This window comes from Micrococcus sp. 63XJN7_8_ISO-PGPR-S23-253, assembly GCF_056173425.1.
In genome coordinates this window covers 2,315,704-2,329,789 of record NZ_CM149673.1, presented here as the reverse complement: position 1 = coordinate 2,329,789, position 14,086 = coordinate 2,315,704, and the positions used below count along the sequence as shown (strand labels likewise).

At 74.5% G+C, this 14,086-nt stretch carries 16 protein-coding genes; 11 read left to right on the top strand and 5 right to left on the bottom strand.

The genetic code is table 11. The features are described 5' to 3' along the window. Nucleotides 1-33: 33 nt before the first annotated feature. Nucleotides 34-804 carry an arsenate-mycothiol transferase ArsC gene (locus AC0VX4_RS10735; RefSeq protein ID WP_136940543.1) on the bottom strand — a complete coding sequence of 257 codons (771 nt, stop codon included), beginning with the start codon at nt 802-804 and terminating at the stop codon, nt 34-36. Between the two features lie 198 nt (nt 805-1,002). Here AC0VX4_RS10735 and AC0VX4_RS10730 point away from each other — a divergent pair, with 198 nt between their 5' ends. Then, nucleotides 1,003-2,247 (top strand): isochorismate synthase, encoded by a 1,245-nt coding sequence (locus AC0VX4_RS10730; protein ID WP_136940542.1) that lies wholly within the window; start codon nt 1,003-1,005, stop codon nt 2,245-2,247. 339 nt (nt 2,248-2,586) lie between these two features. Here AC0VX4_RS10730 and AC0VX4_RS10725 read toward each other — a convergent pair whose 3' ends face one another. Next, on the bottom strand, nt 2,587-2,859 hold the full coding sequence (locus AC0VX4_RS10725) for a three-helix bundle dimerization domain-containing protein (protein ID WP_227448856.1): 273 nt from the start codon (nt 2,857-2,859) through the stop codon (nt 2,587-2,589). 345 nt (nt 2,860-3,204) lie between these two features. Here AC0VX4_RS10725 and AC0VX4_RS10720 point away from each other — a divergent pair, with 345 nt between their 5' ends. Beyond that, nucleotides 3,205-4,077, top strand: coding sequence for an oxygenase MpaB family protein (locus tag AC0VX4_RS10720; RefSeq protein WP_475464360.1), 873 nt, complete (start codon nt 3,205-3,207; stop codon nt 4,075-4,077). A 217-nt stretch (nt 4,078-4,294) separates the two neighbouring features. Next, on the top strand, nt 4,295-5,467 hold the full coding sequence (gene rlmN / locus AC0VX4_RS10715; RefSeq protein WP_462138198.1) for a dual-specificity RNA methyltransferase RlmN: 1,173 nt from the start codon (nt 4,295-4,297) through the stop codon (nt 5,465-5,467). Between the two features lie 175 nt (nt 5,468-5,642). Here the strand turns inward: rlmN and AC0VX4_RS10710 are convergent, their stop codons facing one another. Next, nucleotides 5,643-6,125, bottom strand: a complete 483-nt coding sequence (locus AC0VX4_RS10710; protein WP_002857343.1) for a pyridoxamine 5'-phosphate oxidase family protein — start codon at nt 6,123-6,125, stop codon at nt 5,643-5,645. Nucleotides 6,126-6,221: 96 nt separating this feature from the next. Next, entirely contained in the window at nt 6,222-6,674 is a 453-nt protein-coding gene (gene aroQ / locus AC0VX4_RS10705) for a type II 3-dehydroquinate dehydratase (RefSeq protein ID WP_406891868.1), read from the bottom strand. Nucleotides 6,675-6,888: 214 nt separating this feature from the next. Between aroQ and trxA the strand changes: the two genes are divergently transcribed. After that, complete coding sequence (gene trxA, locus AC0VX4_RS10700; protein WP_065572636.1) at nt 6,889-7,332, top strand: thioredoxin; 444 nt, start codon at nt 6,889-6,891, stop codon at nt 7,330-7,332. Between the two features lie 30 nt (nt 7,333-7,362). On the opposite strand, the gene idi is transcribed toward trxA, so the two are convergent. Continuing rightward, nucleotides 7,363-7,992 (bottom strand): isopentenyl-diphosphate Delta-isomerase, encoded by a 630-nt coding sequence (gene idi / locus AC0VX4_RS10695; RefSeq protein ID WP_098470916.1) that lies wholly within the window; start codon nt 7,990-7,992, stop codon nt 7,363-7,365. A gap of 145 nt (nt 7,993-8,137) precedes the next feature. Here idi and AC0VX4_RS10690 point away from each other — a divergent pair, with 145 nt between their 5' ends. The 7 genes from AC0VX4_RS10690 to crtYh all read left to right on the top strand — a co-directional run bounded on the left by AC0VX4_RS10690 (nt 8,138) and on the right by crtYh (nt 14,085). After that, on the top strand, nt 8,138-8,686 hold the full coding sequence (locus AC0VX4_RS10690) for a hypothetical protein (protein ID WP_098470915.1): 549 nt from the start codon (nt 8,138-8,140) through the stop codon (nt 8,684-8,686). Between the two features lie 161 nt (nt 8,687-8,847). Further along, nucleotides 8,848-9,906, top strand: a complete 1,059-nt coding sequence (locus AC0VX4_RS10685) for a polyprenyl synthetase family protein (protein ID WP_475464359.1) — start codon at nt 8,848-8,850, stop codon at nt 9,904-9,906. A gap of 1 nt (nt 9,907) precedes the next feature. After that, nucleotides 9,908-10,804 carry a phytoene/squalene synthase family protein gene (locus AC0VX4_RS10680; protein ID WP_475464358.1) on the top strand — a complete coding sequence of 299 codons (897 nt, stop codon included), beginning with the start codon at nt 9,908-9,910 and terminating at the stop codon, nt 10,802-10,804. Continuing rightward, complete coding sequence (gene crtI, locus AC0VX4_RS10675; RefSeq protein ID WP_475464357.1) at nt 10,801-12,492, top strand: phytoene desaturase family protein; 1,692 nt, start codon at nt 10,801-10,803, stop codon at nt 12,490-12,492. The genes AC0VX4_RS10680 and crtI overlap by 4 nt, the downstream gene beginning before the upstream one ends. Then, nucleotides 12,489-13,373, top strand: a complete 885-nt coding sequence (locus AC0VX4_RS10670) for a prenyltransferase (RefSeq protein ID WP_475464356.1) — start codon at nt 12,489-12,491, stop codon at nt 13,371-13,373. Before crtI ends, AC0VX4_RS10670 begins: the two co-directional genes overlap by 4 nt. Next, on the top strand, nt 13,343-13,732 hold the full coding sequence (gene crtYg / locus AC0VX4_RS10665) for a C50 carotenoid gamma-cyclase subunit alpha CrtYg (RefSeq protein ID WP_475464355.1): 390 nt from the start codon (nt 13,343-13,345) through the stop codon (nt 13,730-13,732). The genes AC0VX4_RS10670 and crtYg overlap by 31 nt, the downstream gene beginning before the upstream one ends. Beyond that, complete coding sequence (gene crtYh, locus AC0VX4_RS10660) at nt 13,729-14,085, top strand: C50 carotenoid gamma-cyclase subunit beta CrtYh (RefSeq protein WP_192593757.1); 357 nt, start codon at nt 13,729-13,731, stop codon at nt 14,083-14,085. The genes crtYg and crtYh overlap by 4 nt, the downstream gene beginning before the upstream one ends. Nucleotide 14,086: the final 1 nt, after the last annotated feature.

Below are 14,086 nucleotides of genomic sequence, written 5' to 3'. Positions count from 1 at the left end.
GTTCTATACCCCAGGGGGGTATAGGTCAAGGGGTCAGCCGGCGCGGGTGTCCGCGTCCGGCAGCGGGGCGTCGGCGGCGGCTTCGCCCAGATCGGCGATCAGGCCGCGGACCTGCAGGTCCAGGGCGTCGCGCACGCCGCGCACCTGCTCGAGGCTCATGCCGCGGATCGACGGCACGGACCACGTCTGCACCTGTGCGCCCTCGGGGATCTCGAACGGATCCGCGCCGTCGAAGAGCACCACGATCTCGGCGGCCCGGAGCACGTCCGGGTCCAGGCCCTTGGTGTACGTGTGGTGCAGCGGGATGCCGATCTCGTTCATCGCCTCGAACGCGGTGGAGATGACCTCGCCGGCGGGCTCCGTGCCGGCCGAGCGGGCCCTGACCTCGCCGTGGGTGCGGTTCTCGAGCAGGGCCGCGGCCATCTGTGAGCGGCCGGCGTTGCCGTGGCAGACGAACAGCACCCGCGGGTGGCGGGACTCGATGCTGCCCTGGTTGATCGCCCTGGCGCGCAGGCGCGAGGCGGCATGCTGCACCGAGGTGGTCGGCAGCATCTCCGGGTGGCGGCTCGTCGCGGCGAGCTCGGCGTAGGAGTCGAACAGGAGCTGACGCACCGTCGCCTCGTCGGCCACCCCGGGGAAGCGCGCCATCAGCGGCCCGACCTCGCGCTCCAGCACGTGCGCGGCCATCCCGTGCGGCACGGGGTCCACCGTGGCGGGGGTGTCCGGTGCGGCCGTCGTGTCCAGCGGCATGTCGTCCACTGCCGGGGCGTGATCGGCGTGGGGGTCCGGGGGGATGGGGGCCATGATGCGAGTCCTCCGGGGAAGGCGATCGGTCGAACGCGAGGTGAACGGGTGCCCCCACCCTGCGCCGTGGGGTGTGCCGGCGCAAGCCTTGACGGGATCCCTCCGCGCCCGACGACGCCGCTCGCCGCGGTCGTCGGGGCGGCGGCCGAGGCCCGGGCCCGGAGCGGGGGTCCGCCGAGGTGGGAGAGAATGGGGGCCATGTCTGTCCGCTCCCTGCTCCCGGACCTCGGCACCCCCGCGACCGGGACCCCCGAGGCCGCCGTCCCCCCGTTCGCCCGGGCGGTGCTGTGGGCGCACGGGGACGACGCGTGGCGGGGCGAGGGCGGCTGGACCGTGCTCCTGGACGGCACCGACCGGCTCCGCCGGCTCTCCGCGCTGTGGCAGGCCGCCGTCGCCGGGCGACCGGACCCGACGGCCCCGCTGCGGGGCTGGATCTCCTCGACCTTCGCCGATGACTCGCCCGAGCCCGCGGTCCTGCGCATCCCCGCGGATCTGCGCCGCGCCACGCCGTCCGGCGTGCGGGACGTGGCCCAGCACGTGGACGTGGACGCGCTCGCAGCCGCCGTCGCCGCGGACCGCGGAGCCCGGCTGCTGGCCGACGGTGCGGTGCCCCTGCCCGCCGACGTCGCCGACCGTGCCTGGGACGACGCCGGCTACGCGGCCGGGGTGCGCGAGCTGCTGACGCGGATGGCCGACTCGGGCGGGGAGCTGGCGAAGGTCGTGATCAGCCGCACGATGACCGTCCCCGCGGACGACGCCGACCTGTGGCGGGCGATGGGGGCGCTGCGCCGCGAGTACCCGCAGACCTGGGTGTTCGCCGTCGGCGGGCTGCTGGGCGCCACGCCCGAGGTCCTCGCCACGCGGCACGCGGGGCTCGTGGGCTCGCGGGTGCTGGCGGGGTCCATGCCGCGCGGCGTGGACGCGGAGCAGGACGCCGCGCTGCGGGAGCGTCTGGCCTCTGATCCGCGGCTGGCGGAGGAGCATCGCTGGGCGGCGCGGTCGGTGCTGGACGCGCTGGCGCCCGTCGTCGACCTCGCCGACGACGACCCCGCACCCACCGTCCTGACCCTGCCGAACGTGCACCACCTGGCCACGTCCGTGCGCGGCAGGCTGCGGGACGGGCGGGGGACCGTGCTGGACGTGGTGGCCGCGCTGCATCCGACGGCTGCCGTCGGCGGGACCCCCACGCCGGACGCGGTGCGGGTGATCGCGGAGGTCGAGCCCGTGGACCGCGGCCGCTACGCCGGGCCGGTCGGGTGGCTCGACCAGGACGGCGACGGCGAGATCGCCCTGGCACTGCGCTGCGGCCAGCAGGTGCCCGGCGGGGTGCGGCTGCAGGCCGGGGGCGGGATGGTCCCGGGAGCGGTGCCCGAGGAGGAGGTCACGGAGATCCGGGCCAAGTTCCTGCCGATGCGCCGAGCGCTGGGCGTCGCCGAGGACTGAGGCCTCCCGCGCCGTGCCGTCCCGTCCGCGTCACCCACGCTTTCGTGTAGGAAACGGCGGCGTGTCGCGGTGCTTTCGTGTGGGAAACGGCGCCGCACGCCGGATTCGCGTGGGCAGCGATGGAACGGCGCCCCGGAGCGGAGGTGCCGGACGACCTCGTCAGCTAGGAGCATTCACGCCGTTTCCCGAACGAAAGCGTCCCGGGGCCCGCCGATTCTCGAACGAAAGCGTCCTGGGGCCCGCCGTTTCTCGAACGAAAGCGTCCTGGGAGGCGAGAAGACCCCCCGGCCACGGCCCCTCGCGGGGCGGGCCGACGGGTCTTCTCGTCGGTGTGAGGGATCAGGCGGCGACAGCCATGGCCTCGTGGGCCGGCGTCGCGGCCTGGAGGCGGCGGGTGGCCTCGCGCTCGGCGAGGGCCGGCAGGAAGGTGGTGATGCGGGCGCCGCGCTTGAGGTCGGCGACGACCTCGCGGACGACCGAGCGGACGGTCTCGGCGGTGACGGTGCCCTCGAAGCGGCGGAGGAGGGTCTCCTCGACGCGCTGGAGCACGTGGCGCTGCATGAGGGGGCTCGGGGCGGTGGGCAGGTGGTGGCTGGTCGTGTTGATGCTCACGGTGAGCACCTCCTTCGGTTGCCGGACCATGAGTCCGGCGGATCGTCGCGGCGGGGCCGCGGGTGATGAGTTCGGTGGAGTCCCCACCTCGCGTTCCGTAAACGCTAGGTGAACTGCTTGTGAACAAGTTTACAGATTTCCTCTCGGAGTGCAACTCCGTGTTCACCAACGTGACCTGTGACACCCTGTCGCGCCTGCCTGCATGCCGCGAAATCCGCGCAATCACGCGGCTGTCGTGTCGAGGTGCCACGAGCGCCAGGCGGACAAAAAGATGAACAGAAGGTGAACAGCGCCGTTCATCTTCGCCCCCTGCCCCTCCGCCCGACCCGGTGCGAGGCTGGGACCATGCGCCCCGACCGCCACTCCGCCCCGACCTCCGCGGCCGCCCTCGCCCGCGAGGCCGTGATCCTCGCCGGCGCCGGTGCGGCGATCCTGCTCCAGGTGGCGCACCGGCCGGTGGGGGCCGGCGTCGCCGTCCACTCCCGGTTCACCGAGGACCCGATGCGCCGGCTCCGCCACACGCTCGCCTACATCTACGCGGTCACCCTCCCCGAGGCCGCGCCGGTGCGCGACGCGGTCGTCGAGCGGGTGCGGGCGGCGCACCGCCCGGTCCGCGGGGTCGACGCCGGAGGCCACCCCTACGACGCCGCCGACCCGGACGCCCAGCTCTGGGTGGCCGCCACCCTCTACGCGATGGGAGAGCAGGTGCGCCGCCGGGTGTGGGGCGCCCTCGACGCCGAGGACGCCGACCGCCTCTACCGCGGGTACGCCCCGCTCGCCACGAGCCTCGAGGTCCCCGCCTCCGCCTGGCCGGCCGACCGCGCGGCGTTCGCGGCCTACTGGGACGACCGGGTGGCCCGGCTCGAGGTCACGGACGACGCGCGGCGGATCGCCGCCGACCTGTTCTCCGGCCAGGGCGTCCCCCTGCCACTGCGCGCGGCCCTGCCCCTGGCCCGGTTCGTCACCGCCGGCCTCCTCCCGGGGCGCGTGCGCGCCGGCCTCGGCTGGTCCTGGACCGGGCGAGACTCCGTCCGGGAGGCACGCCTCTGGGGGCTGGCGCGCACCCTGTACCGGCCGCTGCCGGCGACGGTGCGCGGCGTCGTCGTGCGCTGGGTCCTGCGGGGGCTGCCCCGGACGCGGGATCCGCGCACCGCCGTCGACGTGGTGGCGACCCGCCGCGAAGTCCGCCCCGTCTGGGAGAATGGTGGCGATGTCTGACTACCAGCCCCGCCGCCCCGGATCGAAGCCCACCCCGAACCGCCAGAGGGACCGCGCCGGCAAGCCGGCCCTCGGCCGCCCCGAGCGCGGCCTGATCGACGAGTCCGAGGCGCGCCAGCTCGCCGAGGACCGAGAGCGCATGCGCCGCGCCGGCGTCGGCCACCAGCTCTCCGCGCCCAAGCGCCGCGAGGCCGCCACCGCCGAGCGCCCCCAGGTGATGCCGAAGACCGAGGGCTGGACCCAGCCGATGGGCCCGGACGGCCGACCGCAGCTGCAGTTCAAGCAGCCGCGCGTCTCCCAGCCGCCCACCCACCTGGCCGACCTCACGCTGAAGGAGCGGCAGGAGAAGGCCAAGGAGATCGGGCTGCCGGCGTTCCGCGCCAAGCAGCTCTCGGTGCACTACTTCGAGCACTACACCACCGATCCGGAGCAGATGACGGACCTGCCCAGGGACAAGCGGGAGGCGATCGCGGAGGCGTTCTTCCCGCCGCTGCTCACCGAGGTCCGGCGCATGGAGACCGACCGCGGGGACACCGTCAAGTTCCTGTGGCGGCTGTTCGACGGCGCGCTCGTGGAGTCCGTGCTGATGCGGTACCCCGGCCGCGTGACGCTGTGCGTGTCCAGCCAGGCCGGCTGCGGGATGAACTGCCCGTTCTGCGCCACGGGCCAGGCCGGGCTGACCCGCAACATGTCCACGGCGGAGATCGTGGAGCAGATCGTGCTGGCCAACCAGGTGATCGCCGCCGGCGGACTGGGCGGCAAGCGCAAGGACGGCGGGCACGACGCCGACCGCGTCACCAACGTCGTGTTCATGGGCATGGGTGAGCCCCTGGCCAACTACAAGCGCGTGATGGCCGCCGTGCACCGCATGGTGGACCCCTCGCCTGAGGGCCTGGGCATGTCCGCGCGGAACATCACGCTGTCCACCGTGGGCCTGGTGCCGGCCATCCGGAAGCTGGCCGAGGAGGGGGTGCCGCTGACGTTCGCGCTGTCCCTGCACGCGCCGGACGACGAGCTGCGTGACGAGCTGATCCCCGTGAACTCGCGCTGGAAGGCGGACGAGGCGATCGACGCCGCGTACGACTACTTCGTGGCCACCGGCCGCCGGGTGTCCATCGAGTACGCGCTCATCAAGGACATGAACGACCACGCGTGGCGCGCCGACCTGCTGGCCAAGAAGCTCAACGCCCGGGGCAAGGGCTGGGTGCACGTGAACCCGATCCCGCTGAACCCGACGCCGGGCTCCATCTGGACCGCCTCGGAGAAGGACGTGACGCGCGAGTTCGTGGACCGGCTCAACGCCGCCGGCATCCCCACCACCCTGCGCGACACCCGCGGCAAGGAGATCGATGGCGCATGCGGCCAGCTGGCGGCCGAGGACGTCGACTGACCCGCCGAAGCCCCGCGCGCGGCGCTCGCTTTCGTTGACGAAACGGGCGTCTCCAGCGGTGCTTTCGTTGACGAGAACAGGGGCGGCCCCGGCGTGATGCCGGGGCCGCCCCTCGTCCCGTCCGCTCACCGGCCCGTCCGCGGGCACGCCGCGGAGCCGGCGTCGGGCGGCGCCGTCAGAACCGGACGGTCTCGCTGTCGCCCGGCTCGGCGGTCCCGCCGGTGACCTTGGCCTTCACCAGCTCGACGGCGGTGGCCACCGCGCCCGGGGATTCCCAGAACTGGGCGGTGTCCACGTCCACGCGCACGAGCACGATCTGCGGATCCTCGGGGCTCGAGCCCTCACCGAAGAACGCCTCGGTGGCCGGGTTCCAGAACTCCTTCTTGCGCGCGTCGTCGCGGACGAGCTGGCCGTGGCCCGCGAGGGAGGCCCAGAAGTCCTTGTCCTGCACGGCGACGTTGACCGGGCGCTGCGGAGCGTCCGCGGCGACGTCGGAGGTGGCACGCGTGAGGAACCAGAGCGTGCCACCGTCCTCGGCCTGCTGCAGGCCCATCGGGCGGGTGACGAGTGTGCCGTCCTGCTCAGCGGTGGTCAGCATGCAGACGTTCACCTTCGCGAGCTTCTCGAGCAGACGGGCGCGGGGATCCTGGGTGCCCATGGCGTGACTCCTTCGTCGTCGGGTGCCGGCGCCCTGATGCGGCCACCGGCTCGTACTACCGACCCTAGGCACGGCCAGGCGGGTCCTGACCAGCGCTCAGCGGCGCACAGCCGCGGCGAGCCAGTCGACGGCGAGGGCGTAGCCCTGGACGCCCGCCCCGGCGATCACGACGTCGGCGACGGCGGAGACGTGCGAGTGGTGCCGGAACGCCTCGCGCCGGTGGATGTTGGAGATGTGCACCTCGGCGATCGGCCGGTCGACGGCGGCGAGGGCGTCGCGGATCGCGATGGAGGTGTGCGAGTACGCGGCGGGGTTGATGAGGACGCCCGCGTGGGAGGTGCGGGCCTCCTGAATCCAGTCGATGAGCTCGCCCTCGTGGTTGGACTGTCGGAAGTCCACGGTCAGCCCGTGCTCGGCCGCGCGGGCCTCGGTGAGCGCACGGACGTCGTCGAGGGTGGCCGTGCCGTAGACCTCGGGCTCGCGGGTGCCGAGCAGATTCAGGTTGGGGCCGTTGAGCACGAGCAGGGGCAGGGCGGGAGTGGCGGTCATGCGGTCAGTCTAGGAAGCGACGACGACGGCTCCCGTCTCGGCCACGACAGTGCGTGGAAGGTGCCCGTATCTCGAACGAAAGTGCCGGGACACGCCGCCGTTTCCCGAACGAAAGCGGGGGGTGGGGCGGAATAGGTGCGGCGGGGTGTCCGTTGTGGTCGGCAGGACGATCGCCGACGTGAACGCGTCGGCCCCGCTGACGAAAGGACCCACCGTGGCCACCAAGGACCTGACCCTCGAGGAGTTCGGCTCCACCGTCGCCGAGAACGACACCGTGCTCGTGGACTTCTGGGCCGGCTGGTGCGGCCCGTGCCGCCAGTTCGCCCCCGTGTTCGAGGCCGCCTCGGAGAAGCACGACGACGTCGTCTTCGCCAAGGTCGACACGGAGGACCAGCAGCAGCTGGCGGCGATGGCCGGCATCACCTCCATCCCCACGCTCATGGCCTTCCGCGGCGGCGTGCTCGTGTTCTCCCAGGCCGGCGCCCTGCCGGGCACCGCGCTCGAGCAGCTGCTCGACCAGGTCAAGGGCCTCGACGTCGCGGAGGTCCGCCGCCTGGCCGAGGAGCAGCAGGGCCAGCAGGACGACGCCGAGTCGGGGCAGGACGAGGCCGTGCAGTCCACCGCCGCCGCCCACCTCGACGACGTCAACGGCCGCTGACGACCCGCCCGGCGTCGCCGCGCCGGCCGCTCACCGCGGGTCGAACGCCCCCTGCTGCCACTGCTCCACGAGCCACGGGCTGAACGCCCGGGGGACGGCGGCCAGGGCGGCGGCCAGATCGGCCGGCTCCACCCAGCACCACTCCGCGACCTCGTCCCGCTCCGGGGCGGGGTCGCCGTGCATCCGGGCTCGGAACACCGGGCAGATCTCGTGCTCCTCCATGCCGGAGGCGTCTGCGGCCCGGTAGCGGAAGTCGGGGAGCACCTCGACGACGTCGGACACCTCCACGCCCAGCTCCTGCGGGGCGCGGCGCAGCACGGCCTCCGCGGGGGACTCGCCGGGGCCGGGATGACCGCAGAACCCGTTGGTCCACACCCCGGGGAACGCCGCCTTGCCCAGCGCCCGGCGGGTGAGCAGGAACCGGCCGGCCTCGTCGTACACGTGACAGGAGAAGGCCAGGTGCAGGGGCGTGCCGCCGTCCTCGGTGCGGCGGTGGACCGTGGCCTTGGCCTCCGTGCCCACGGCCTCGCCCGCCGGGGACAGCAGGACCACGCGCTCGACGTCGTCGGGGCCTGCGACCGGGACGTCCGAGGCCGCCATCCACGGTCGGGCGACGGGGGAGGGGCGGTCGTGCGGGGAGGGGGTGGCCGGGGTCTGCATGCCTCTCAGTGTGGCAGGCGAGCCGGGCCGCCCATCAGATGTGGGCCACGTCACCTCGGTCCGATCTCGACGGCCGGGCGTGGCTAGAGTGCTGAGGTCGGCGCCACACCCCGGCGCGTCCCACGTCACTCCAGGAGAGCATCCCATGGCCTTCGCCGCCCTGTCCCGTTCCGCCCGTCTTGCCGGCCTGTCCGCCGCCGCGCTGCTGGCCCTCACCGCGTGCGGCGGTCAGGACTCGTCCGACGCCGACGCGTCCGCCTCGACGTCGGCGTCCGCCTCCGCGTCCGCGCAGGGTTCGGAGTCGTCGTCCGCCTCGGCGTCGTCGCTGTCCGCGGCCCCGGCCGACTACGAGGCCGGCACGTGCTTCACCGCCCCGCTCGGCGCCCGTGACCTGTCCTCCTTCGAGACCACCGACTGCGAGGGCGCCCACACCGCGGAGTACCTGTGGGCCGTGCCGGCCGTGGCCGAGGGTGAGGAGGCCGACCCCGCCGCCGCCCAGACCTGCACCGCCCAGGCCCAGCGCCTGAGCGAGGAGAAGGAGGACCAGCTGAACGGGGCCGTCCTGACCTCCTCCGAGCTGGGCAACTACGGCACCGACGAGAAGCACTGCGTCGTGTACGGGGTCTCCGGTGAGTGGGAGGGCCAGATCGTGGACCCGGAGATCACCCTGGAGACGGCGTCCGCCGACGCCTGATCCCGACGGCGGCCCCGTGCGTCGTGAGATCGCGCCGCCCGGGACCGCCGCGCATGGACGCGGGACCTGCGCCGCCCGTAGTGTCTTCTCCGTCCAGAAGTTAGACGGTCGAACAGACGCGGCGATCGGTGCCGCGCCGTGTCCCCCGCAGAGGAGGCGCCATGGGTGAAGCGAGGACGGGCGGCGAGGCCGCGCTCTCCGGGGTGACCGCCGAGCTGGACGCCGCGCTCCGACATGCCGCGGCCCAGGCGCCCGGATCCGCCGCCTTCGCCGAGCTGATCGACTCGCTCCACGTCCATGTGGGCGCCGGCAAGCTCATCCGCCCCCGTCTCGTCGAGCTCGGCTGGCGCCTGGCGACCGCCGCCCCGGTCCCTCCGTCCGGCCGCGCCGCCGTCGGCCGACTCGGGGCCGCCTTCGAACTGCTGCACACCGCGTTGCTCGTCCACGACGACGTCATCGATCGGGACGTGCTGCGGCGCGGCCAGCCCGCCGTGCACGCCTCCGCCCGACACCGCCTCGAGGCCCGCGGGGTGCCCACTGCGGAGGCCGCCCACGCCGGGGTCGCCGTCGCCCTCATCGCGGGGGACGTCCTGCTCACCCAGGCCTTCCGGCTCGCCGCCACCTGTGCCGCCGAGGCCGCCGCCGTCCTCTTCGACGCAGCCGCCGTGACCGCGGCCGGCGAGCTCGAGGACGTGCTCCTGGGATTGTCCCGCCACACCGGTGAGGAGCCCGATCCCGACCGCATCCTCGCCATGCAACGGCTCAAGACGGCGCACTACACGGTCGGCGCGCCCCTGCGCGCCGGCGCCCTCCTGGCCGGGGCGGATCCCGGCCTCGCCCGGGCGATGGGCGAGGCCGGCGCCGACCTCGGCGCCGCCTACCAGGTGATCGACGACGTCCTCGGCGTGTTCGGCGATCCCGGGGAGACCGGCAAGTCCGCCGACGGCGACCTGCGCGAGGGCAAGGCCACCGTGCTCACCGCCCACGGCCGCCGCATCCCCGCCGTCCGCGCCCTGCTCGACGCGGGCCCGGCCACCCCCGCGGACATCGAGGCCGCCCGCCGCGCCCTCGAGGAGGCCGGCGCCCGGGAGCACGCCCTCGACGTCGCGGCCGAGCTCACCGACCGCGCCCGCGAGCGCATCGCGGCCCTGCCCCTGGACGAGACGGTCCGGGCGGAGTTCGCCGACGCCTGCCATGCCGTGCTGACCCGGAGGTCCTGAGATGGCCGCGCCCGCCCCCAGCCCTGCCGCGCTGTACACACGGACGGCCCACGCCGCCGCGGCCCAGGTGATCCGCCGTTACTCCACGTCCTTCTCCTGGGCCTGCCGCACCCTGCCCCGGCAGGCCCGCCGGGACGTGGCCACGATCTACGCCATGGTCCGCGTCGCCGATGAGGTGGTGGACGGCGTCGCGGTGGCCGCCGGGCTCGACGAGGCCGGGGTCCGCGCCGCCCTGGACGACTACGAGCGGGCATGTGAGGCCGCGATGGCGTCGGGCTTCGCCACCGACCCGGTCCTGCACGCCTTCGCCGACGTGGCCCGCCGCCACGGCATCACCCCGGAGCTGACCCGTCCCTTCTTCGCCTCCATGCGCGCGGACCTGGGGATCCGCGAGCACGGCGCCGAGTCCCTGGACGCCTACATCCACGGCTCGGCCGAGGTGGTGGGACTGATGTGCCTGCAGGTCTTCCTCTCCCTCCCCGGCACGCGCGCCCGGACCCCGGGCGAGCGGCAGGAGCTGCGCGCGCAGGCCTCCCGGCTGGGGGCGGCGTTCCAGAAGGTCAACTTCCTCAGGGACCTGGCCGCGGACCACCACGAGCTGGGCCGCACCTACCTGCCCGGTGCCGCACCGGGCGTGCTCACCGAGGCGCGCAAGGCCGAACTCGTGGCCGAGGTCCGCGCCGACCTCGACGCCGCCCTGCCCGGCATCCGTGCCCTGGACCCCGGGGCCGGGCGCGCCGTGGCCCTGGCGCACGGACTGTTCGCAGCCCTGGCGGACCGGATCGAGGAGACCCCGGCGGCCGAGCTGGCCCACCGCCGTGTCCGGGTGCCGGACCGCCAGAAGGCCCGGATCGCCGCCCGCGTCCTGGCCCGTGGCCGCCGGGGAGGTCGCCGATGAACGCCCCGGACACCGCTCTCGGCCCGCGCACCGTGGTGGTGGGCGGCGGGTTCGCCGGACTGGCCACGGCGGGCCTGCTGGCCCGCGACTGGCACCGGGTGACGCTGCTGGAGCGCGGCGCCGTCCTGGGCGGCCGTGCCGGACGCTGGTCCGAGGCGGGGTTCACCTTCGACACCGGGCCCTCCTGGTACCTGATGCCCGAGGTGATCGACCGCTGGTTCCGCCTCATGGGGACCTCCGCCGCCGAACGGCTGGACCTGCGCCGCCTGGACCCCGGCTACCGGGTGTACTTCGAGGGTCACCTCCAGGAGCCCCCCGTGGACGTGCGCACCGGGCATGCGGAGACGCTGTTCGAGTCCCTCGAGCCCGGCGCCGGGCGCCGCCTGCGGGCCTACCTCGACTCCGCGTCCCGGATCTACGGGCTCGCCAAGGACCACTTCCTCTACACGGACTTCCGCCGGCCGGCCGCCCTGGCCCACCCGGACGTCCTGCGCGCCCTGCCGGTTCTCGGGCCCCAGCTGCTGGGGGGCCTGCGCTCCTACGTGGCGGCCCGCTTCCAGGACCCCCGGCTGCGCCAGATCCTGGGCTACCCGGCGGTCTTCCTCGGCACGTCCCCCGACCGTGCCCCCGCCATGTACCACCTGATGTCCCATCTGGACCTCGCCGACGGCGTGCAGTACCCCCTCGGCGGGTTCGCGGCCCTCGTGGACGCCATGGCGGAGGTCGTGCGCGAGGCCGGCGTGGAGATCCGCACCGGGGTCGAGGCGACCGCCGTGGAGGTCGCGGACCCGCCCACCGCGGGGGCACGCCTCCGCGACCGGCTGCCGATCCCCGGCCGCCCGCGAGGGGACCGGGGCCGACGTCGCCGCCCGGGCCGGGTGACCGGCGTCGCCTGGCGGTCCGACGACGGCGCCGCGGGACGCCTCGACGCCGATGTGGTGGTGGCCGCCGCGGACCTGCACCACGTGCAGACCCGTCTGCTGCCTCCCGGCCGGCGCGTCGCGGAGTCCACGTGGGACCGGCGCGACCCCGGCCCCTCCGGCGTGCTCGTGTGCGTGGGGGTGCGCGGATCCCTGCCCCAGCTGGCCCACCACACCCTGCTGTTCACGGCGGACTGGGAGGACAACTTCGGGCGCATCGAACGGGGAGAGGACCTCGCCGCGGACACGTCGATCTACGTCTCGCGCACCTCCGCCACGGACCCGGGGGTGGCCCCGGAGGGCGACGAGAACCTGTTCATCCTCGTCCCGGCCCCCGCCGAGCCGGGGTGGGGGCGCGGCGGCATCCGGGTCCGTGACGGCCAGGGCTGGCGGGTGGACCGCGCCGGGGACGCCCAGGTGGAGGCCGTGGCGGACCGGGCCCTCGACCAGCTGGCCCGATGGGCCGGGATCCCGGACCTGGCCGAGCGCATCGTGGTGCGGCGCACCTACGGGCCCGGTGACTTCGCCGCGGACGTGCACGCCTGGCGGGGTTCGCTGCTGGGCCCCGGGCACACGCTGGCGCAGTCGGCCATGTTCCGTCCCTCGGTGCGGGACGCGGACGTGGCCGGCCTGATGTACGCGGGCTCCTCGGTGCGCCCGGGCATCGGGGTGCCCATGTGCCTGATCTCCGCCGAAGTGGTCCGGGACGAACTGCGCCACGACGCGCGCAGGGCCCGGCCCGCGGGCCCCGGGGGGAGCGGCGCATGATCCGCACCCTCTTCTGGGCGTCCCGGCCGGTCAGCTGGGTGAACACGGCCTACCCGTTCGCCGCCGCCGCGATCCTGACCGGGGGGCTGCCCGCGTGGCTGGTGGTCCTGGGCGTCGTGTTCTTCCTCGTGCCCTACAACCTGGCCATGTACGGCATCAATGACGTGTTCGACTTCGCCTCGGACCTGCGCAACCCCCGCAAGGGGGGCGTGGAGGGCTCCGTGCTGGGCGACCCCGCGGTGCGCCGCCGGGTGCTGGCGTGGTCGGTGCTGCTGCCCGTGCCGTTCGTGGCCGTGCTCGCGGGCTGGTCCGCCGTGCGGGGCGAGTGGGCCGCCGTGCTGGTGCTGGTGGTGAGCCTGTTCGCGGTGGTGGCGTACTCCTGGGCGGGGCTGCGGTTCAAGGAGCGGCCCTTCCTGGACGCGGCGACCTCCGCCACCCACTTCGTCTCCCCCGCGGTCTACGGCCTCGTGCTGGCCGGGGCGACCCCCACGCCCGCCCTGGCGGCGCTGCTGGGGGCGTTCTTCCTGTGGGGCATGGCCTCGCAGATGTTCGGGGCGGTGCAGGACGTGGTGCCGGACCGGGAGGGGGGCCTGGCCTCGGTGGCCACCGTGCTGGGCGCTCGGCGCACCGTCCTGCTCGCCGCCGGCCTGTACGCGGCGGCGGGCCTGCTGCTGCTGGCCACCGACCCGCCGGGCCCGCTCGCGGCGCTGCTGGCCGTGCCCTACGTGGTGAACACCCTGCGCTTCCGCCGCATCACGGACGCCACCTCGGGCGCGGCCCACCGCGGCTGGCAGCTGTTCCTTCCGCTGAACTACGTGACCGGCTTCCTCGTGACCCTGCTGCTGATCGGGTGGGCGCTGACTCGGGGGGCGGCGGCATGATCTACCTGCTGGCCCTGCTGGGTGTCATCGGCTGCATGCTGCTGGTGGACCGGCGCTTCGAGCTGTTCCTGTGGCATCGCCCGCTCCCGGCGCTGCTGGTGCTGGCCGCCGGGGTGGCCTACTTCTTCGCCTGGGACCTGTGGGGGATCGCCGAAGGCGTGTTCCTGCACCGGCAGTCGCCCTACATGACCGGGGTGATGCTCGCCCCCCAGCTGCCCCTGGAGGAGGGGTTCTTCCTGCTCTTCCTCAGCCAGATCACGATGGTGCTTTTCACCGGGGCGCTGCGCCTGCTGCGCGGCCGGCGAGGTGACGCCCGTGCCGCGACGGCGGCCGATCCGACCGACCGGGGGAGCCGGTGACCTTCCTCGACCTCGTCCTCGTCTTCGTGGGCTTCGCCCTGGCCGTGCTCGTGGGCGCCGCCCTCGTCGGCCGCGTGCGGGGCGGGCACCTGCGGGCCGTGGCGGCCACCCTGGTGGCCCTGTGGGCCCTCACGGCGGTCTTCGACAACGTGATGATCGCCGCGGGGCTCTTCGACTACGGCCATGAGCTGCTGGTGGGTGCCTACGTGGGCCAGGCGCCCGTCGAGGACTTCGCCTACCCGCTCGGCTCCGCCCTGCTGCTGCCGGCGCTCTGGCTGCTGCTGACGAGCCGTGGTCGTGCCGGTCGGCGCGGCCGGCGGCCGGGACGCCGCCCCCACCCGGACGATCGCTGAC